The sequence below is a fragment of the Corynebacterium sp. LaCa_23 genome, from assembly GCF_058182375.1.
This window is the reverse complement of sequence record NZ_CP190825.1, coordinates 2285366-2305752: the sequence shown is the minus strand read 5'-3', so window position 1 is coordinate 2305752 and position 20387 is coordinate 2285366. Positions and strand designations below refer to the sequence as shown.

Sequence of the window (20387 nt, the reverse complement as noted above, 5' to 3'; positions counted from 1 at the left end):
AGCCTCCTAGCTATTATTCAGTAGCGCAGCCAGCGGGCGGAATGGCTGGAGCCATGCACCACCTTCAGGCAGGTTATCCAGGTTGACGCGCGGCAGCGGCTCGCGGAAGACGCCGTCAATATCTTCTAAGTCAACAAAGTCGATCTCGGGGTGGCCCACGGCCCAGGAGGCGTGTTCGTGGAAACCCAGGACGGTAACGGGAAGGCCCTCATCAATGAGCTCTTCTAACAAGGGCTGAAAGTTCTGGCCATCGGCAGAGGCCACCACGACGCCGGCGAGATCATCGCGCAGTTTTTCAATGTGGTCGATCATATCCGGATCCACGTCATCATCTTCGTGGATCTTCGGCTTGGCAAAGACTCCAAAGCCCACATTGCGGATGGCCTCTACCCATGGGCGAATCACATCGGCACCGCCGGGGGAGACATTGGTAAAGACCGCGGCCTGCGGATCCGCATCGACGTCCACCGCGCGGTAAACCAGCCACCGGCCGATGGCATCAAAACGCGGGCGGTGTGCCGCGGTGGGGCGCCCGCCGAGCAGGGAGCCGAGCCCCATATCCATATTGGGTGCGTCCCACACCAGTAGATAGGTGCTCATTTACTTCTTCTCCCACAGGTATTCAGTAATGACGTGTTCTTTATCTAGGCCCTTGCCCTCAAACTTGGTGATGATCTGGCGGTCCACCAATTGCGGGCAATCCGGCCACGGCCAGCCCTTGTACTCCAGGCTGGGCTCGACGTGCACGAGCTCATCTATCCATTCGGCATAGCCGGCGTGGTCGGTAGCAACGTGCAGGACGCCGCCCTTCTTCAGCCGGGAGGCAAAGAGATTGAGCGTGCCGGATTGGATGATGCGGCGTTTGTGGTGGCGCGCCTTGGGCCAGGGGTCCGGGAAAAAGACGCGGATGCCGTCCAGGGATTCGGGGGCGATCATGCGCACCATGACCTCCACGCCATCGCCACGGATCATGCGGATATTATCGATGCCCTCGCGCTCCACCTGCCCCATGAGCTTGGCCAAGCCAGGCTTATAGAGCTCCACCGCGATGATATTGGTGTCCTGCTCCAGCGGCGCCATGGCCGCGGTGGAGGTGCCGGTGCCGGAGCCGATTTCCACGATGGTCTTGGCACCGGTGCGGCCGAACCACTCATCGACATCGATAAGCTCATCGCTTAAGACGCGGCCCAGCTCGGGCCAGCGCTGCTCAAAAAGCTGGTGCTGGTTATCTGTGAGCGTGCCGCGGCGGAAGGTGACATTGCCCAGGCGCGGGTAGTCCAGGTCATTATTAAAGACCGCATTGAAGTCCGTTTGCGGCGGGCGACCCGGCGGCATTTCTCCGGCAGGGGTGTTTTGAGAATTATCCGTGCTATTCATCGCGCCCTATTTTTCCCTGTCCAGGCATGGCAAGCAATATGCCGCGCCGGGTATTTTCCCCGCCGTATGGGGGAGGGGGATAACCGGAGGCTTTGACGGGGGTGGTGTCTTGTGGCGCGGAACGGGCGAACGGGCAACTTGTCTACCCCCGAAATGGTGTGGAGGATATCACGCCTAATATCACAATTGTTCGTGGTGCGCTTGGTAAACGTCCGCTCACGGCGGTGGATATAACCGGAGTGGGAAAAATGACACTTAATGTGAACAATATTTTGGCTCTGCCGGTTAATCTGGAGGCGGAAGGCAAAGTTGGGCCGTGATGTGCCCCGATTTTCACATCCTATCCAGAGGAGAATTTTTAATGACCGCCACCATTCAGGGCCTCGTTGGAGAGCTGCCTACAGACAATCAAAAACTGATCGACTGGATTAATGAAAGCGTTGAGCTTTTCCAGCCGGACGAGGTGGCTTTTGTGGATGGCTCGCAGGAAGAGGCTGACCGCCTCGCCGCGGAGCTAGTAGAAAAAGGCACCCTCATCAAGCTCAATGAGGAAAAGCGCCCGAATTCCTACTTGGCGCGGTCCAACCCTGCGGACGTTGCCCGCGTGGAATCCCGCACCTTCATCTGCACCTCGAAGGAAGAAGACGCGGGCCCAACCAATAACTGGGCGCCGCCAAAGGCCATGAAGGAAGAAATGACGGAGGCCTTCCGTGGATCCATGAAGGGCCGGACCATGTACGTCGTTCCTTTCTGCATGGGCCCGATCAGCGATCCAGAGCCCAAGCTCGGCGTGCAGCTGACCGATTCCGCTTATGTGGTCTTGTCCATGCGCATCATGACCCGCATGGGCGCAGAGGCGCTGGACAAGATTGGTACGGACGGCGATTTCGTCCACGCCCTCCACTCCGTCGGCGCCCCGCTACAGCCAGGCGAAGAGGACGTTGCTTGGCCGTGCAACGACAATAAGTACATCACCCAGTTCCCAGAGACCAAGGAGATTTGGTCCTACGGTTCCGGCTACGGCGGCAACGCTATCTTGGCTAAGAAGTGCTACGCGCTGCGCATCGCGTCCGTCATGGCCAAGGAAGAAGGCTGGATGGCTGAGCACATGCTCATCCTGAAGCTGACGAACCCAGAGGGCAAGAACTACCACGTCGCCGCCGCATTCCCATCCCAGTGCGGTAAGACCAACCTGGCCATGATCACCCCCACCATTCCTGGCTGGAAGGCTGAGGTCGTGGGCGATGACATCGCCTGGCTGCACCTGCGCGAGGACGGCCTTTATGCCGTGAACCCGGAAAACGGTTTCTTCGGCGTTGCCCCTGGCACCAACTACGATTCCAACCCGATTGCCATGGATACCATGAAGCCGGGCAATACCTTGTTCACCAACGTTGCGCTTACCGATGACGGCGATGTCTGGTGGGAGGACATGACCGAGGAGGCACCAGACCACCTCATCTCCTGGACCGGTGAGGACTGGACACCAGCATCGTCCACCAAGGCCGCCCACCCGAACTCCCGCTACTGCGTACCGATTTCCCAGTGCCCCACCGCCGCGCCGGAATACGACGACTGGAAGGGCGTCAAGATTGATGCCATCCTCTTCGGCGGCCGCCGCAAGACCACGGTTCCGCTGGTTACCCAGTCCTTCGACTGGGACCACGGCACCATGATCGGTGCACTGCTGTCCTCCGGCCAGACCGCAGCCGCAGAGGGCGAAGTTGGCGCGCTGCGCCACGACCCGATGGCCATGCTGCCGTTCATGGGCTACAACGCCGGTGACTACCTGCAGCACTGGATTGACATGGGTAAAAAGGGCGGCGACCGCATGCCAGAGGTCTTCCTGGTTAACTGGTTCCGCCGCGGCGACGATGGCCGCTTCCTGTGGCCGGGCTTCGGCGAGAACTCCCGCGTCCTCAAGTGGATCATCGACCGCATTGAAGGCAACGTAGAGGCCGAGGACACGGTGGTCGGACGCACTGCCCGCGCCGAGGACATCGACTTGCAAGGCCTTGACTTCGATGTCGACGACGTTCGCGCCGCACTCGCCGTTGACCCGAAGGAATGGGAAGGCGATATGCAAGACAACGCCGAGTACCTGAACTTCTTGGGCTCCCGCGTGCCCGAGGAAGTGTGGAACCAATTCCGCGCCCTGAAGAAGCGCGTGGAGGACGCCGCTTCCTAACGCGTTCAGCCGCGGTAATCCCCGCATAAAGCTAACCCCAGCAGCGTAAAGCTCTGGGGTTAGATCTTTGTTGGGGTTAAACCGATACCCCAGTTACAACGGAAAAGACCTCGCCACCAAAGGAGCTGCAATCCTTAACTTGATGAGCGGAGTCCTCAACTTTGTGACCGCTACCGTGAAGTTCGTTAGCGCGATTCTTCATGTGGGTGTTTAGACCCGAGGGTCACAATGAGCTGGCACTCGTTGGGGCCCTTATTATTCTACTACGACTCTTGAGTTCAGAGGGTCGTTGCAACACTTTCCCTTAGGAGGGTGTTGTTGTGCCTGGAGTTGTTGGCCCGTTTCATTCGTTGTCTGAGTCGGATCGTCGTGGCTTGGTCGCCTTGGTTGGCAGTGGGCGTAGTGTTCGTTCGGCTGCTGGTGAGCTTGGCTGTCATTACGCGCATGCTTTGAATTTTTGTCATGCTCATGGATTGCCAGTCATACATAAAGCCAAACGAGTTGATCGTCGCGGTAGCCAGGCTTTACAGCTTGTAGAACTAGTTAAAGACGGACTTTCGGTACACCAAGCCGCCAAAACATGTGGGATGCATCCCACCGCTGCGTATGCCGTTGCTACAGAAGCTGGGTGCCATATCCGGCTAACGAGGTATGCCCGGAAAGTCCGCCAAACACAGTTAAGGGTGGAATACTTACGCCTTCGGTTGGCGAGCTTGCCTGTTTGTGATGCTGGGACTGCAGTAGGAATTGATCGTCGATTGTCTTTAGACTTCGAAAAAGGTCTCATCAAATCCGGAGGGCCACGTAAAGAGTTCATACCTGTCGGCGAGGATGCCACCACGTATAAAAGACTCATGAAAGCGCTGCGCCAACGCCATGACGTCATCGAATCTGGACGGCTTCGGCCCCCTGCCTTGCCTGTCGGTGTGGATCCGTATAAACGCATCAGTGATCGCTATATTTGCTTTGAAGAACGCGTTATTATCGCCGACCTTCTTCGTGAGCATGTGCCGCTGCGGGAAATCGGGCGCCGTTTAGGGCGAAGTGCTTCGTCAATTCAGCGTGAAGTACGCAGAAACCACAGCGCTGAAGGCCCGTACCGTGCGGAGACCGCCCAGTTAAAGGCTTGTGCGCGTAGGCTGCGGCCGAAAATACCGAAACTGCTAGCCAACAAAAGGTTATGGGACTATGTATGCACACAATTGCGGGCACAATGGTCACCGGAGGAGATTTCCAATCGCCTGCCCATCGACTACCCCACTGATAAGGACATGCGCATTAGTCACGAAACGATTTATGACGCCTTTTATCTACAGTCCAAAGGAAGACTCAAAGACCTCGGCCTGGACTTGCCTACCGGCAGAAAGAAACGCAAGAAACGCCAAACACGCACCACCACACCGGCCCAGCAACGCTTCGTTGACGACATGATCCTCATCGACGACCGGCCAGAAGAGGTTACTGAACGTATTTTGCCAGGCCACTGGGAAGGCGACCTCATCCTTGGTAAAAATAACCAATCAGCGGTGATCACGTTAGTAGAACGCGTTAGCCGATTTGTTGTCCTTGGCCACCTGCCAGGAAGGCATACCAGCAAAGAAGTATTCACAGCCCTGCACAAGGCTGTTGCTGGAATCGATAAAGCTATCTGGTCATCAATTACCTGGGACCAAGGAAGTGAAATGGCTGGCCATAAAGCCTTTACCATGGCCACTGACATTCCCATCTACTTCTGCCATCCAGGATCGCCGTGGGAGAGAGGCAGCAACGAAAACACCAACGGCAGGCTCAGGAGAAACCTTCCCAAAAACAGTGACCTGTCCATCTACAGCGCCGAGGACCTGGAGATGATCGCCAACATTCACAACCACAAACCACGCAAAGCACTCAACTGGCGCACCCCAGCCGAAGTCATGACCAACGCCCTGACACAAACCGGTAGTATCAAACCAAAGTAACCGTCATCGTTGCAACGACCCCTAGAATCCGCCACTTTTAAACCCCAAGAGGAATTTGCTTTCCAGGGCTGGTCCCGATGAAACCACTGGAATAGCGGTACTGAGGTCGATTTTGGATTGAAAATGCTAGTTTTTATCTTGAAAGCCTCGAAACGTTCCCTAGGGTAAATTGGGAATCAAGGCAAATGTCTAGGGACAAAATCCGGGGTTCTTCAGTCCCGGGTAGACAGATACTGTCCCAGGATTGTGAGGAAATATGCGCGAATCATCAATACTAATCGCAGCTTTGTTTGCGTTGACTATTGGAGTTGGGGTTTTTATTTTCTCAATATCCACATCTAATCCGTCTACGGGACTTTTGATCAGCTCCGGTGCATGCGCGTTAATGGGCGCCTTCAGCACTTATCTTGCAACCAAAAGGTACCAGGAGTCTAAGAACAAAAAGCTTCAGGAGAATGAGAATCAAAAGCTATAGCTTTTGCTATAGCCCGAGATATCGAATTACGAGATACCCTACGCCCTCTCAATCTGCAGCCATTACTCGTCGTCTCGCTGCAGATCCTGAAGTACTCCCTGCGGAGTAAAGTGTTCTGGGGTCAAATTAGCTAGCATTTCAGCGAAACTACCCCGAATAGTTTAGAGTTTCACCAACTTCGATGGTCGGTTTGTCACAGGTATGCAAATCATGTATGCTAAGGATCAGAGAAGGCAAGGACAGGTTCCCTTGTCATGAGTTGAAAAGGTCAACAGGACGAAAAGCGCCTGTTGGCCTTTTCTTATATCGGTCGTTTCTTGTGTACTGCACTAACAGTGCTAGTACTGGTCAACCAACTGGCTAATGCAGAATTAATACTTTCTGCTAGGGTAAAGGCATCCTTGGTAACGTCCAAAATATCTACGTTTAACAGACTGTCCATGTGTGAGACGCGATTCCGAAGATCGTGCAGGTGGGCAACTCTCCAGTAAGTCTTTTCGCCACTTAAATCATCTGCGAAAGGAAAAGCGTCCTTTACTGCCCCTTCCCATAAGGTGAAGCGGTTTTTATTTTCGGTCTTTTCCGGATCTGCGCCAGGTGCATGATTAGGGAGGATATCTTTCCACATCCCGAACATCGTGTGAGCAAGCACATCATCGTGTGTAATCGCCTGCCCATGCCGAAAATGACTAGCAGGGCGACGATCTGCTGACTTCTGAGCCCGCCTTTTAGCTTCTAACCTCTTGCCTTGCGTTAGGCTACGTAAAGGCCTTGCTGGGGCCTCGAGGAGCCAACTGGTACTGCGTTGTCCAAGTTGTTCGCTGTTCCACTTTTGCAATTGTGTATCAATGGAATTACGAAGAAAAACCTCGGTAATACCCAGTGTTTCTTGAACGGAGGCAGTCATCTCAACGCCCCAACGATAAAGAGCAAGTGCATGCTTCTCATTTCCATTTGCAGCCTCTAGATACGGCTCAATGCGGGGTTTGCCCAAATTTTCAATGATCTTCTTGCGGTTAGAGCTCTTCACTCTCTCCATGGTGCCAGAAGTTGTGTCCATAAAATACTGTAGAAACCTTTCCGTACTTTTGGGTACATTGAAGCATTCTGGACGTAGTTTCCACCTCGGCTACTGAACTAGCGTTTTTCTCCCGCTGCGCAGCGACTGCTTAGCCCGATAGTCCCGCCAGGGCCGTGATTGCCACGACCGTGTTATTCGCAATGTGAATGCATAGGGGAGCGGTGAGAGTCTTGAACCAAAGGCGCGCTAGCACCAAGAAGCTGCCAAAGAATGCGATGTAAAGCATTACTGCGGGGATGCCGTGCGCCAGGGCGAAGACAGCGATGGTGATAAGCGCTGCTGCCCAGGTGGGCATGGAGTTTTGCAGCCAATCCAATAGGACGCGGCGAAAGGCTACTTCTTCAACCAGGGGAATGACAAGCGCGGTGCTGAGTACCACCATGATGGTGGCAGCGGGGCTGATCTTTAGGCCGGCGGAAAGGTTATTGCCGGCTGGTTCGCTGCCTAGTAATGCATTGACGGCACCCGTGGCCGCACCAGAACCCAGGATGGCGAGGGGAATCCACCAGAGCAGGTGCCATAAGGAGTGATCGGCTTTCACAAACCCGGCATCGCGCCATGACCAGCCCAAGCGGCGGGAAAATCCGTACCAGACCGTTCCCAAGCCGAAGATGGCGCCGCCGACGGCGATGCCAAAGGCTACCCAGGAACCGCTCTTTGTAATGAGGCCACAGGCGATGCCAATGAGTGCCGCACCGGCAAATGTAGCGATGACGCTGGCTGCGGCCCACCCTAGGTGAGCTGCGCGAACGGCGGGGGATAGCTGTGAACGTTGTAGTTCGGCCGGCATGCTGGGCAGTATAACAGGACAACCTCGGCGCGAGTTGTGGCGCGGTCTAGTCCGGCTGCAGAACCAGCGTCAGGTTGGACACGGCCAATTCGCGCAGACCAGGAACCTTGGTCAGCCACCACGCCCAGCTGGGGTGGTAGCGCGGAAAGGCGAGCTTTAGCGCGCCGGTGGACTCGGCCCAGGTAAGGCCGGTGGAGCAGGGGACATTAAATAGCGAGGTGCCAAAGACATTCTTGGGCGGGTGCCCGTGGCGGCGGGTATAGCGGTCGCGGGCGAAGGCGCCGCCTATGTAGTGCTCCCATAACCCGGTTTCGTGGCCGCCGAAGGGGCCCAGCCAGACGGTATAGCTCATGATGCACAGGCCGCCGGGGCGGGTAACGCGCAGCATTTCTTTGCCCATATCCCACGGGCGGGGGATGTGTTCGGCGACATTAGAGGAATAGACCACATCGAAGGAATCGTCCGCGAAGGGCAGGCGCGTGCCATCGCCACGCACGGAATTGCTGAGGTGGATATTGGCCGCGGACATTTCCCCCGCATCGGGCTCAAGGCCAACGTAGGACGCGCCGCGGTCCGCGAAGGCGGCGGCAAAATAGCCGGGGCCGCCGCCTACGTCGAGCACGAGGGAATCGGCAAGCGGCACGCCCAAATCGCGGCCCAAGTTCTCCACCAGCGTGGCCGTATCTTCTGCTAGGCCGCCGTAGAAAATATCGGGGCGGGTTTGCTCGAAGCGGAACGAGCGCAGCAGCGCCCAGGAGCGGGAGAGCGTGGCCATGTCGCGGGTGTGTTTCATAAACCACTAGGCTAATACCCCACGATGAAAATTCTTTTACTATGCTGGCGCGATTCCACCCACCCGCAGGGTGGTGGCTCCGAGCGTTACCTCGAACGCGTGGGGGAGTACCTAGCGGCGCAGGGCCACGAGGTGGTCTTTCGCACCTCTAAGCACATGAATGCAGCGCGCCGGGAGGTTCGGGATGGCGTGCGCTATAGCCGCGGTGGTGCCAAGTTTGGCGTGTACCCGCGCGCGTGGGTGGCCATTGTGGCCGGGAGGATGGGCCTGGGGGATCTGCGCGGCATTGACGTGGTTATCGATACCCAAAACGGCATTCCCTTCTTCGCGCGGCTGATTTCCGGCGCGCCGACGGTGCTTCTTACCCACCATTGCCACCGCGAGCAATGGCCCGTGGCCGGTCCGGTGCTCGGGCGGCTGGGCTGGTTTTTGGAATCGCGCGTGGCACCGCGGGTATATCGGGATTCGACCTACGTCACGGTCTCGCAGGCCTCGCGCGAGGATTTGGAGGCGCTCGGCATTGACGGCGCGTGGATCATCGCCAATGGCTTAGACCCCATTCCGGCGCACGTGCCTTCCCTCGAGCGCGAGGCGGATAAACACTTAGTGACCCTGTCGCGGCTAGTCCCGCACAAGCAGATTGAGCACGCCATGGATACGGTGGCGCGCACGCCGGGGGCGGTTTTGGATGTGATTGGCTCGGGCTGGTGGGAGTCGAACTTGCGCGATTATGCCGAAAAGCTCGGCGTGACCGATCGCGTGCGCTTTCGCGGCCAGGTTACGGAAGACTATAAGCACGCCTTGCTCGCGCGTGCCGATGCCCACCTCATGCCCTCCCGCAAAGAGGGATGGGGCCTTGCCGTTATGGAGGCCGCCCAACATGGGGTTCCCACAGTGGGTTATGCATTTGGCCTGCGCGATAGCGTAATCGATGGCGAGACCGGAATCCTTGTAGAAGAAGAGGGCGACTTCGTGGCGGCCACCCAAGAGTTATTAGAGAACGCGGAGTTGCGCCGCCTCCTAGGTTCTAATGCCCGGGAGTTTGCCGCGCGCTTTTCGTGGGAGAAGACCGGCGCTGCCTTTGCGCAATTGCTAGAAAACTTAGTAGCGGGTAAGCAATCCACAGGGCGGTAAGCGCCCACGGTAGTTCGGGGCGCGGGGCGGTGGTCTCTGCGGCGATGGCGCCATCTATCACAACGACGCCCACCCCAAGATCTGCAAGGCCCGCCATATCGCGGTCCTGCCAGGCGCGCAGCGCCGCGCGGTACTGCGGCGAGGCTTGATCGATGACGTCACCGTCCACGCTGAGCTCGCCGGATTCCACCATCGGCACGGCCTTGGAATAGGGATCGACCGCGACTCCCGGGGTGGCTTCTCCATGCGCGCGGCCATCAGGTGGGGGAACCTCCACCAAATTGGGCCGCTCCGGAAAGAACGCCAGGCGTCCGTCGATATCGCGCACCAACTGCTCATCCACCCCGGTATCGCGGGGAGAAAGCACGGCAAGGCGGGACGGGGCGGGAAGGACCTGAATCGTGGCGGCTACCAGCGCCAGTGCGGCTGGAATCTGCGGCAGTGCACCGATGGAGGCAACGTATAGCGGCAGCGCGAGCATCGTGAGTTTGTGGCTATCGCGCAAGAGTCCCGCCCCTGGAACGTTATCGATGGCCCATTCCAGCATGCCGGGCAGTAGCCAACATGCCAGCGCCCCACCTATGCCCAGCGCGGCCAGGACGGTCAAGCGCGCCGGGACGCGGTGCGCACCCGCCAGCGCGAGAACTGCGACGAAGAGGCCGAACACTGCCAGGCCAAGGGCGGCCTCGCCATTCCAGATTCCGCCGAGGCGCAGCAGCGCGCCCACCGTGCTCACGTGTTCTTCGGCGCGCGGGGAAAAGGCCGCGACGGCGGCTGCGGCATCGCCAGGCACGCCGGGTTGGAAAAGGCCTGGAACCAGCCACGGCAGCCACAAGAGGCAGCCTGCCAGGGCGACCCGCTTCCGGCAGGTAAAAAGGGCTGTGACCACCGCGAACAGCCCACCGGTAGGGGTAAGCGATGCGCCCCACATGGCCAGCCAGGCCAGCCAGCTGTGGCGGCGCCCCGCCCAGGCGATGACCGGGAGCAACCAAGCGGCAATGGACAGGGACCACTGGCCTTGTAAGAGGCGTTCGATGACAAAGGGATTGGCCACCGCGATGGTCATCGCGGCCAGTGCCGCTACCGTGGTTCGAGACCACAGCGCGGCGGTGAACGCGGCGGCCCCGGCGGCGGCAAAGATGAGCACCCGGGCGGCCCAGGCGCCGCCGAGTAAGGCCAAAAACCCATCTTGTGGTGCGTTGCGGGCGGGCAGGCTTCCTGCGCCTAGCGCGGATGGGGTAAGCCCCGGATTGTTTAGGAGCACCATATCGCGCCAGAGGAATTCGCCGGACAGCGCGAAGGGCCAGCACACCGCGGCCACGAGGATAATTCCCCATAGCCCGAGGAGGATGCGTCTAGGCGTGTGCGGCATCATGGGCGTCACGGTGGCGGCGCATGTACTGGTAGGCGGCGAAAATGAGCAGGGAAACGCCGATGGCCTTGCCCAGCCAGCCAACGGCCATAAGCCCCCGGATAGCGTAGATTACCGGGCGGACCTCAGCGAGGCGCTCCGCACGGGTATCCTCTGACCACCGGAAATCCGCTGCCAGCACGGAGCGATCCTCGGTGTCATCCTCTGCGATGAGGGTTCCCGCCTGCTGGATATCGGTGGCGAAAAAGACCTTGACGTTTTCCCGGACATCCACGATGGTGCCGGTGGTGGGCTCGACCGAAATATCGCGGCCCACGGTATAAAAGGGCTCGACAATAACGGTGGCATCCGCATCCAAGTCCAAAAGCTCGCGCGAGTGGCGGTCATAAAAACGGCTTGCGGGACCCTTCAACTGGAAGTCGCCGGATTTCAGCTCGTCCGTTTTGGTGGTGCTATCTAGCCCCGCGCTGATATTGCTAAAGATATTCTTCAGCGGCAGCGGCTGTACGTCCTGGTGATAGGAATAGATGGGAATGCCATCCATTTTTGAATCACCAGTAAAGTCTATCGGCGTGGATTCTTGGGCCAGGAAGTCAAAAAATGCGTAGGAGCGTTGCTCCGTGCCGGAGGGGAAGAAATAGGTCAGGCCGTCCCGCTCGAAGTCCGCGCGGGTTAGATCGGCGTTGAATTGGGGCAAGGCGAGGGCCCATTTATTGACCGGATCCGCGACTGGGAACGTGGATTCGCGGTTGAGCACCGAGTCCTGATCAATGGTGGCGATTTCCTCTTGGGAGTCCCCAGCTTTTCCGGCAAGTAGGCTGGTCACGGAATCGGTGGTGGCGATGGTGTCATCATCGTCGACCTCGCCGGTGGCAATGGTGCGCTCCAAGGTCAGCGGCTCGTGGTGCTGGTAGCACCACACCGGGGCGGATTTCTCGGCGCAGCGCGGGTCATCGCTGGATGCGGTATCAGAAGGGGCCTCGCCGGCCATGAGGGCGCGCACGTCCATCCACACTGCGTCGGTGGGCCCGCTTGAGGTGGAAAAATCCTTATCCAAGCCCAGCGGGCGGGTCCGATTATTGTAGAGCGTTGGCGCGAGGGTACCAATGAGGAGGAAAATGATTGCGGCAATGACAACCCACGCCCGTGGCGAGCGTGGCCAAAGGTAGCGGCTCATTGCAGTACTATATCCAATCAGTTTCAGGTTTCCGGGGTAAAGGAGCAAGCGTGCGCACGCAGGCATCTGTGAAAAGACTACCCCAGCACCTACCGGAGCTAGACGGCCTACGCGCGGTTGCCGCATTAGGGATCATTGTCACCCACGTATCCTTCCAAACCGGCACCGGGTGGGGATTTGCCGGGCGCTTCGATTTCTTCGTCGCCGTCTTCTTCGCCCTCAGCGCCTTCCTCCTGTGGCGCCGGCGCGGGCTGCACACGGTGCGCGGCTATGCCCACTCCCGCATCGCGCGCTTGGCACCGGCCTATTATGCCTGCGTGGTATCGGTATTGCTGCTGCTTCCCGATGCCCACTCCATCACCCCCACCCAGATCCTCGCCAACCTGACCTCCACGCAGATCTATGTGGTCGATGGCCTTGCCCCGGGCCTTACCCACCTGTGGTCGCTGTGCGTAGAGTTCTTCTTTTACCTGGTACTACCGCTCCTCGTGTGGGCCATTGGCGGCCTGCCGCAGCGCTGGCGCATGGGCGTTATCGCCGGCGCTGCCGTACTGAGCTGGGGCTGGGGATTTATCCCCTTTGTCGCGGACTACGGTGAGGACCAGGTCAACTCGCAAATCTGGCCACCGGCCTATGCCTCGTGGTTCGCGGTGGGCATGCTGGCGGCGGAGGTGGAAGAAAGGGGCATCGGCAAGCGCACGGCGCGCATTCTGCAGGTGCGCTGGGCCTGGGTTGTGCTGGCGGGGCTCGTGCTGTGGGTGGCGAGCCGGGATTGGTTTGGGCCGGCCGGGCTGGTGCACCCGGAGCCGGCGGAATTTGCCCGCCGCATCATCGCCGGGGCGGTATTCGCGGGGTGCGTGGTGGTGCCGGTGGCCCTAGTTCCACGTGGAACCTCGTGGCTTAACTCGCCGCTGATGCAGGCGCTGGGCGCGTGGTCCTATTCCATTTTCCTGTGGCACGTGGCGGTGCTCGCCGTGGCCTTTCCGCTGACCGGGGTGGCGCTGTTTAGCGGGAAACCGCTGGATTTTTGGGTGATCCTTGCCGTCACGGTGGTGGGCACCGTTGTGGTCTCTGCGGCGAGCTATACGCTTATCGAGCGCCCGGGCCGCGACCTCCTGATGGGCCGGGTCCGGGGCCGGGGCCAGGGCCGTCGGCGGCGAAAAGGCAGGCCAGCCCCGCGGCACATAAGCACATGAGCAGCACGGAATCGCCTGCATAGGCCCCTGAGGTCCACGGGGCCCGGGCGAGGATGGCCCCGGCAGCCGCTACCACGCCGCTGGCCAAATAAGCCCGCGGAATGGTGGTCCAGCGCACGATGAGCCAGGCTGCCATGCCCGCAAGTGCCGCCGGCCACCCCACCAGTGCCAGGCAGGTCAGCGAATACATCGCAGAGGCCATGCCGCCAGGATGCGGGTGCCAGGTGGGCTGCGGGCTACGGCGCGCGGCGAAAAGCAGGCAAAATCCCAGCGCGGCCAGGCCGAGCGCGCCCCCAAAGAGCAAGGCGGCGCGGTAGGCAGGCTGCGCCTTAAAGGTCATGCGGAATTCCCCATGCGTGCCCGCAGGGACGATAAATGCCTGGGTGGCGGCATCGATCTCGTACGGGGCGAGCTCGGTATCGCCTATAAACCCGCGCAGGCCCTTATTAAAGGCGCGGCCGGTAATGAGCAGACGCTCATCCTCTGCAGCAGCGATAGAAAAATCGGTGAGGCGATAATCGCTCGGCGGGGTCCAGCCCTTCTCCGTCATGGACACCCACGCGCCGGTGGTGCGCACGCGGTGGACGCCGGGCTCGAGGCTCAGGGTGCTGCCGGGGGAGTACCGGTGGGAATCGATGAGCACCGGCTTGGTGGAATCCACGGTGACCTCCATGCGGCGCGGCACGGTGACATCGCGAATGAGCACACCGGTATCGTGCACCATCTGCTGGAAGAAGAATTGGTGCACATTCGGCGAGGTATCCGGTACGGTCACCACGCGCTCGATGGGGTGGCCTTCTACCTCCAGTTCCGCGATGCCGGTGCGGTGGGATAGCTCCACGCGGATGGCCTGCGAATCCCCGCCGGGCACGCGCACCGTCTTGGAGCGGAAGGGTTGGAGATCCACTTCTACTGCAGCGCCACCCGAGCGCACCGTTACCGTGGTGGAGCTGGTGGCCATGAGCTTCAGGCTCGGTTGGCTAAAGTCACCGCGCAACTCGATCCAGCCCTCATCATCGCCGGGCGCGGGCCACCAGGCGGTGGAATTTTCCCCATCGACCGCCGCGGTGGCGGACTTTTCCGGCTGGGCGCCGCCAAAGGCGGTGGCATCGGCGGCAGAAGAAGAGACTTCGACATCGCCGCCGTGGGTCTCCATCGTGGTCAGCGGGCCGGCGGAGGGATAATCGCGCAGGCGGTTATAAACGTGGCTGGGATCGTCTGCGGCCAGCGGTGCCGAGGCGGCGCCGTGGAGCGTGCCGTAGTTGCGATCCACCAGCGTGGGGGTATCTGTGACGATATCGGCGTCCCTTTCCACCAGCTCGCGGGCGGCCGGGCCATTGTGGGCATCGAGGAAGGCCAGTGCCTCACCGCCACCGGCCACGCGGACGGGATCTGCTGAGGTCAGGGCCATGGAATGCTGCTCGAGCAGGATCACATCAATCTCGCCAAAAGTGTGCACTTCACCGCCAAATTTACTGCTCAAGGTGTCATTATCGGCGGCGAAGAGATCGTGGCGCACCATCACCGCGCCGATGCCTAAGCGCTGCAAGGCGCGCACACCGCTGGCTGGGTCCTCCTCAAGCGTTGCCATTACGCCATCGAGGCCCCGTATGGCCTCTGGGGGTACGAGGGGAATGGCATCGCGGACGGCCCAAGGGACATCAAGAAGCGGCTGCGCCGGCTCATCGCGGGTCCAGCCCCACTCTTGCCGCGCGAAAGAGGCCTCGGGATAGATCAGGGTGCGCGTATTCTCCGCGTGCTCGTTGATATAATCCGTGGCCTCGTGCCAATAATCCGGTACCTCGTCGTAGGCGCCTAGGGGCAGCAGCCGCTGCGACCACGCCGGGGAGAGCGCGCTGATGCACACGAGCAGCACCAGCGCGCCCACCATCTGCTTCTTGGTGGGGCGAAGCCCCGTGGGCAGCGGCAGGCGTTGACAGGCGCGGGCAAAGCCCAACAGCAACGGGATGCGCACCAACGAATCGAATTTGTGCAGGTTGCGCAGGGGCGCTAGTACCCCATCGAGCGCATCGAGGTACCACGCCGCCTGGCAGCCCAAAATTGCCACACCGGTAATGAGCATGATGGACCACACGCGGGGCAGCCGGCACAGGCCATAAATGCCTATCGCGGCCACAGCCATGGTGATAAGCACAAAGAAGGCTGAGGTCGCGAGCTCGTTGCCAGCGATGCGCTCGGCATCAGCAAAGGGTGACCAGCTCGTTGTCCCGCGCAGGATCTCTGGCAGGTTCAGCCACCGGGTGGTCACGCGGGAGGATTCGATAAATTCCGTAAACGGCGGGGCGTAGCGGCCCAAGATTAAAAGCGGGCCAATCCACCACGCGGATACGCACAGGCAGCCAAGCAGCCAGGCCGCGCCGGGCTTGAAGGCGCGGCGGTAGGCCACGATGACAAGCGCCGGGGTGCACGCCGCGAGCGTGGCGGTGGCGTTGACCGCGCCCATCAGCGCCACGGGAATCGTGGCGGCGGCAGCATCGCGCCAGGTGAGTTTTTCCCGCAGGAAGGGCAGGATGACCCACGGGGCGAGCATGACCGGCCAGGTTTCAGAAGAAATGGCCGTCAGCGTGGACAGCGAGCGCGGGGACAGGGCATAGAGCATCGCCGCCACCCAGACCCACCGGCCGCGCAGGCCTATCCGGGTGGCCAGCTTGTAAAAGCCAATAAAGCCCACGCTTAAGACCAGCAGCCACCACAGGCGTTGGGCTATCCAATCCGGCAGAGGCTCGGTTAAAACAAAAAAGGGGCCCTGCGGGAAGAGGTAGCCATAGGCCTGGTTCTGCAGTTGGCCCAGGGTAAAGATATCGGTATAGGCATCAAGCGCGCCGCGCAGGAAGTGCCGCGGGTTGGCGGCCAGATCGTGTTTGGTATCGGCGGCGGTCAGCCCCCACGGCTGCACCGCGAGGATGAGCGCCAAGGCAATAATGCCGAGCGGGTAGGGCCGGGCAAGGCGCGCGCAGCGGTGGCGCAGGGCGCGGCCTAGTGCGCGGTAGCGGTGTACGTAGGAACCGCTATGTGGGCCGCGGGGGAGCTGATCGGTCCGGTCATGCACGCCGGTGCGCCCATCTAAGTGCGGGAACCGTATTCAGGCCCGCCCAGCACCGCATCATCGGGGGAGACCGCATTGCCTTCCGGCACGGTATCACTGCCGGAGAACTGGGCGATGCCGATGATGGTGATAATGCCCAGGGCGATGCCCACAACAGCGCTACCCACGGCGGGGCCGAGGGTGCGCTTGTTTAAAGAATCGGATTCCAGAGCCATGGCTAAAGATATTAGCAGTTACTTAGAAGTATTCCGGATCGTCCTCGTCCGCGTCTTCGTCGTTTTCTTGCGGGACGATAAAGACGGGCAGGCCCGCATTGCGCACGATCTGGTCCGCCGTGGAGTTGGTCCACCAGGCGCGGAAGCCGGTGAGCGCGCGGGTGCCGGTCACGATGACATCCACGTCGAGCTCGTGCGCGGCATCCACGATGGCCGAAGAAATGGTGGTGGCGGATTCCACGAGGTGCGCGCGGCCGGCCAGGCCGAGGTTCTCTGCCAATTGGGTGCCCTGACGGCAGATCTTCAGCGCCTCTTCGTAAGCCGGATCGTCTTCCACGCTATCGGGGGACACGGTGGACTGGTGCATGCCCGTGCGGCTGACGGCGCGCGCGGTTTGGCGGGCCACCGGCTCCCACGCGGTGAGGATTTCCACCGTGGAGGGGCGCAAAAGCTGGGCGGCGTACTCCAAGGCGCGATCGGCGCGTTCGGTGCCATCATAGGCAATTAACATTGTTTTGCCGTTACTCATGTCACTAGTCTACCCACCGCTTGGGACAGTTCGCGAGGAATGCTGCACACTGGAAGGCATGACATATTCCCGCATCATTGTCAGTTTGGGCCTCGTGGCGGTGCTGAGCGCCTGCTCTAATTCCGCCTCGGACGAGGACAAGGCGCGCGAATCCGCGGCTCCCGCACCCTCGTCACCCGGTACCGCAGCCTCCGCCACCGAGGCCGCCCCAGCCCCGGCACCAGCGCCGGCGCCGGAAGATATTCGCGCCACCGCCGCCTCGGTGCTTATGCCGCCGGCGACCAGCTATGAGGACGCCAAGGCCAAGCTGGAGGCCGGCGTGGGAGGCATCTTCATCCCGAGCTGGGCGGATCCTGGTTTGCTAGAAGAAGAGGGCCGCAATATTAACGCCCTGCGCGCGGAACTAGGCCGCGATTTTGAGGTCGCCATCGACTTTGAGGGCGGTCGCGTGCAGCGTTTTTCTGAAATCTTGGGCGAATACCCCTCCGCGCAGCAGATGGCGGCGGAAAACTCGCCGGAGCAGGTGGAACAGCTGGCGGGGGACATCGGCAAGCGGCTCATGGACTACGGCATCAACGTGGACTTCGCGCCGGTGCTCGATGTCGATGGTGATGGCCTCGAAGTCGTGGGCGACCGCGCCTTTTCCACCGACCCCGCCCAAGCAGGCGATTACGGGGCTGCCTTTGCCCGCGGGCTGGATGCCGCCGGGGTCAAGGCCGTATTCAAGCACTTCCCGGGCCACGGTCGCGCCTCGGGCGATACCCACCTGGCAGAGGCCATTACCCCGCCGCTCGAAGAGCTTGAGAACCATGAATTCATTCCCTTCCGGAATGCCATTCCCGCAGCACCGAATGCGGCGCTGATGATGGGCCACCTCGCGGTGCCGGGCCTGGGCGATGGCCAGACTCCTGCCTCCATCCTGCCGGAGGCTTACGGCCTTGCCCGCGAGGCCTTGCAGTATGACGGCACCATCTATACCGATGACATTGGCGGCATGGCGGCCATTTCGGATTCGCTGCCGCTTGCCGATGCCGTCATTACCTCCCTCGCCGCCGGTGCCGACATGCCCCTGTGGTCCACCGAGGAAGATATCAATGCGGTGATCGATGCCGTCGTGGGCGCTGTGGATGAGGGCAGGTTGGCCCCTGAGCGCCTCGGCGATGCTGCCCGCCACGTACGCGATGGGGACAGCGACTAGGAAAAACGCCCCTTTACCCGTTAACCTTTAAGGCGTGAAGAAGGCAGAAGGAAAAAACGGTGCAAAGGGCTGGCTCATCACGCTTGGCGTGATCGTTGGCTTCGTCCTCATTACGGGCATCGCTTATGCCTGGGATGTCATAGCAAACCAGGACAAGATCCCGCGCAGTGTCTCCGTGGGCGGCGTGGATATTTCCGCCATGGAGCGCACCGCCGCCGTGGCCAAGCTCGAGGACGAGCTCAAGGGTGTTGAGACCCAGCCCGTGACCGTGACCGCAGGCGATCTGCAGTCTGAATTTACCCCTGCCGAATCCGGCCTGGCCCTGGATAATCAGGCCGCCGTCGATGGCATCGAGGAACCTTCCCTCAACCCAATTACCCGCCTGGCCAGCTTCTTTCGCTCCACCGAAGATATCCCGGTAGAAACCGATGTGGACGATAGCAAGCTGCAGCCCACCCTTGACCGCGTCAAAGACGAGCTTTCTACCGATCCCGTCGATGGCATGCTGGAGCTTAATAATGGCGAGCTCAAGGTCACCGATCCCACGTTGGGCCAGACCGTAGACGGCACCGAATTGCACGATGCGGTGGCAGCGAATTGGCTCGACAAAGACGGCGTGCAGGTGGAGCCAGAAGAAATCGAGCCGGCCATTAATGAGGCGGCCATTGAAAAGATGCGCACCGGCGATGCCGCAAAGGCCCTGGATAATCCACTGACCTTGAAGGCCAAAAATAACGTCACCGCCACGCTGAATAAGCCGGAGATCTCCCAGTTCACCAGCATTGAGGAAAAGGACGGCCAGCTACACCTGGTGGTTGATAGCAACCGCGCGCAGCAATTGCTGCAAGAGCGCAGCGATGGCGCCGACGTGCCTGGCGTGAACGCCAAGGTGAAATTCGCCGGTGGCTCCAGGCAGGTCACCCCCTCCCAGGACGGTGAGATCATTGACTGGAAGCCCACCATGGAGGGCTTTGATAAGCGCGTGACTGGCGATGACCGCGAGTGGGACGCTACCTACAAGCCTGACCCAGCCGAGTTCACCACTGAGGACGCCGAAAACGCGACGTTTAACGATACCGTGGGTGAGTTCACCACCGGCGGCTTTTCCTCCGCCTCTGGGCGCAATATCCAGCTCGTTGCCCAAGAGGTTAACGGCGCCATTGTCAACCCCGGTGAGACTTTCTCCCTCAACGGTTACACCGGCCCCCGCGGCACCGCGCAGGGTTATGTGGAATCCGGCATCATCATCAACGGCCACTCCGGTTCCGCCGTGGGCGGTGGCATCTCCCAGTTCGCCACCACCCTGTATAACGCCGCGTACTTCGCCGGCATGCAAGATACCGCGCACACCCCGCACTCGTACTACATTTCCCGCTACCCGGCCGGCCGCGAGGCCACCGTGTACGAGGGTGCCATTGACCTGCAATTTACCAATACCTTCAATACTCCAGTGCAGATTGAGACCAGCTTTGGCGGCGGCAATATCACCGTCCGCTTGAAAGGCACCAAGACGGTAGAGGTGGAATCCATCAATAACGGCCGTTGGGCCAATACCGAGCCACAACCGAGGTCCGTGCCAGGCAGCGACTGTTCGCCATCATCCGGTGCCCCGGGCTTTACGACGTCCGATACCCGCATCATCAAGGATCTCAGCGGCAAGGAGCTTTCCCGCGAGACCAAGACCACGGTCTACGACCCCCAGCCCATCGTGCGGTGTAGCTAGCTAGCGGCTACGCCTCAGGGCATGGGTTAGCCGTGGGGTGGAAGACGTCGTGCGCGGTAGTCTCGGCGACAATGAGAATGATTCACCAAGGCATCCCGCCGCGGCCTCGACAGG

General features: G+C 60.5%; 16 protein-coding genes. 6 read left to right on the top strand and 10 right to left on the bottom strand.

Going from position 1 to position 20387, the window contains the following annotated elements; genetic code table 11:
• Window positions 1-6: 6 nt before the first annotated feature.
• Both ACP8IT_RS10890 and trmB read right to left on the bottom strand, forming a co-directional pair.
• Window positions 7-600, bottom strand: coding sequence for an NYN domain-containing protein (locus ACP8IT_RS10890; RefSeq protein WP_005279754.1), 594 nt, complete (start codon window positions 598-600; stop codon window positions 7-9).
• Window positions 601-1377 carry a tRNA (guanosine(46)-N7)-methyltransferase TrmB gene (trmB, locus tag ACP8IT_RS10885; protein ID WP_023029445.1) on the bottom strand — a complete coding sequence of 259 codons (777 nt, stop codon included), beginning with the start codon at window positions 1375-1377 and terminating at the stop codon, window positions 601-603.
• 361 nt (window positions 1378-1738) lie between these two features.
• On the opposite strand from trmB, the gene ACP8IT_RS10880 reads away from it, so the two are divergent.
• Both ACP8IT_RS10880 and ACP8IT_RS10875 read left to right on the top strand, forming a co-directional pair.
• Window positions 1739-3565, top strand: coding sequence for a phosphoenolpyruvate carboxykinase (GTP) (locus ACP8IT_RS10880; protein WP_284636780.1), 1827 nt, complete (start codon window positions 1739-1741; stop codon window positions 3563-3565).
• A gap of 758 nt (window positions 3566-4323) precedes the next feature.
• Window positions 4324-5523: an IS30 family transposase gene (locus ACP8IT_RS10875; RefSeq protein ID WP_490289838.1), complete on the top strand. Its 1200-nt coding sequence runs from the start codon at window positions 4324-4326 to the stop codon at window positions 5521-5523.
• 776 nt (window positions 5524-6299) lie between these two features.
• Here ACP8IT_RS10875 and ACP8IT_RS10870 read toward each other — a convergent pair.
• The 3 genes from ACP8IT_RS10870 to ACP8IT_RS10860 all read right to left on the bottom strand — a co-directional run bounded on the left by ACP8IT_RS10870 (window position 6300) and on the right by ACP8IT_RS10860 (window position 8662).
• On the bottom strand, window positions 6300-7028 hold the full coding sequence (locus ACP8IT_RS10870; RefSeq protein ID WP_232018304.1) for a hypothetical protein: 729 nt from the start codon (window positions 7026-7028) through the stop codon (window positions 6300-6302).
• A 139-nt stretch (window positions 7029-7167) separates the two neighbouring features.
• Window positions 7168-7869, bottom strand: coding sequence for a CPBP family intramembrane glutamic endopeptidase (locus ACP8IT_RS10865; RefSeq protein ID WP_490290098.1), 702 nt, complete (start codon window positions 7867-7869; stop codon window positions 7168-7170).
• A gap of 46 nt (window positions 7870-7915) precedes the next feature.
• Window positions 7916-8662, bottom strand: a complete 747-nt coding sequence (locus ACP8IT_RS10860) for a class I SAM-dependent methyltransferase (protein WP_490290097.1) — start codon at window positions 8660-8662, stop codon at window positions 7916-7918.
• A 24-nt stretch (window positions 8663-8686) separates the two neighbouring features.
• Here ACP8IT_RS10860 and ACP8IT_RS10855 point away from each other — a divergent pair, with 24 nt between their 5' ends.
• On the top strand, window positions 8687-9796 hold the full coding sequence (locus ACP8IT_RS10855; RefSeq protein WP_490290096.1) for a glycosyltransferase family 4 protein: 1110 nt from the start codon (window positions 8687-8689) through the stop codon (window positions 9794-9796).
• Here ACP8IT_RS10855 and ACP8IT_RS10850 read toward each other — a convergent pair.
• Complete coding sequence (locus ACP8IT_RS10850) at window positions 9690-11171, bottom strand: MmpA family trehalose lipid delivery protein (protein WP_490290095.1); 1482 nt, start codon at window positions 11169-11171, stop codon at window positions 9690-9692. The two genes, ACP8IT_RS10855 and ACP8IT_RS10850, sit on opposite strands and share 107 nt — an antisense overlap.
• The gene (locus ACP8IT_RS10845; protein WP_023018111.1) at window positions 11152-12345 is read right to left on the bottom strand and encodes a porin PorA family protein; all 1194 of its coding nucleotides are present in this window, start codon (window positions 12343-12345) and stop codon (window positions 11152-11154) included. Before ACP8IT_RS10845 ends, ACP8IT_RS10850 begins: the two co-directional genes overlap by 20 nt.
• 50 nt (window positions 12346-12395) lie before the next feature.
• On the opposite strand from ACP8IT_RS10845, the gene ACP8IT_RS10840 reads away from it, so the two are divergent.
• Entirely contained in the window at window positions 12396-13541 is a 1146-nt protein-coding gene (locus tag ACP8IT_RS10840) for an acyltransferase family protein (RefSeq protein ID WP_284624560.1), read from the top strand.
• Here ACP8IT_RS10840 and ACP8IT_RS10835 read toward each other — a convergent pair.
• Genes ACP8IT_RS10835 through ACP8IT_RS10825 form a run of 3 tightly spaced genes read right to left on the bottom strand, consistent with a single transcriptional unit; the run spans window position 13435 to window position 17352 of the window.
• Window positions 13435-16611, bottom strand: coding sequence for an alpha-(1->3)-arabinofuranosyltransferase domain-containing protein (locus ACP8IT_RS10835; protein WP_490290094.1), 3177 nt, complete (start codon window positions 16609-16611; stop codon window positions 13435-13437). The genes ACP8IT_RS10840 and ACP8IT_RS10835 overlap by 107 nt on opposite strands.
• A 14-nt stretch (window positions 16612-16625) precedes the next feature.
• Window positions 16626-16823 carry a DUF2613 domain-containing protein gene (locus tag ACP8IT_RS10830; protein WP_005279801.1) on the bottom strand — a complete coding sequence of 66 codons (198 nt, stop codon included), beginning with the start codon at window positions 16821-16823 and terminating at the stop codon, window positions 16626-16628.
• 22 nt (window positions 16824-16845) lie between these two features.
• Window positions 16846-17352: a universal stress protein gene (locus ACP8IT_RS10825; protein ID WP_005279803.1), complete on the bottom strand. Its 507-nt coding sequence runs from the start codon at window positions 17350-17352 to the stop codon at window positions 16846-16848.
• A gap of 58 nt (window positions 17353-17410) precedes the next feature.
• Between ACP8IT_RS10825 and ACP8IT_RS10820 the strand changes: the two genes are divergently transcribed.
• Window positions 17411-18550, top strand: coding sequence for a glycoside hydrolase family 3 N-terminal domain-containing protein (locus ACP8IT_RS10820; RefSeq protein WP_490290093.1), 1140 nt, complete (start codon window positions 17411-17413; stop codon window positions 18548-18550).
• 34 nt (window positions 18551-18584) lie between these two features.
• Window positions 18585-20273, top strand: a complete 1689-nt coding sequence (locus tag ACP8IT_RS10815) for a VanW family protein (RefSeq protein ID WP_490290092.1) — start codon at window positions 18585-18587, stop codon at window positions 20271-20273.
• Window positions 20274-20387: the final 114 nt, after the last annotated feature.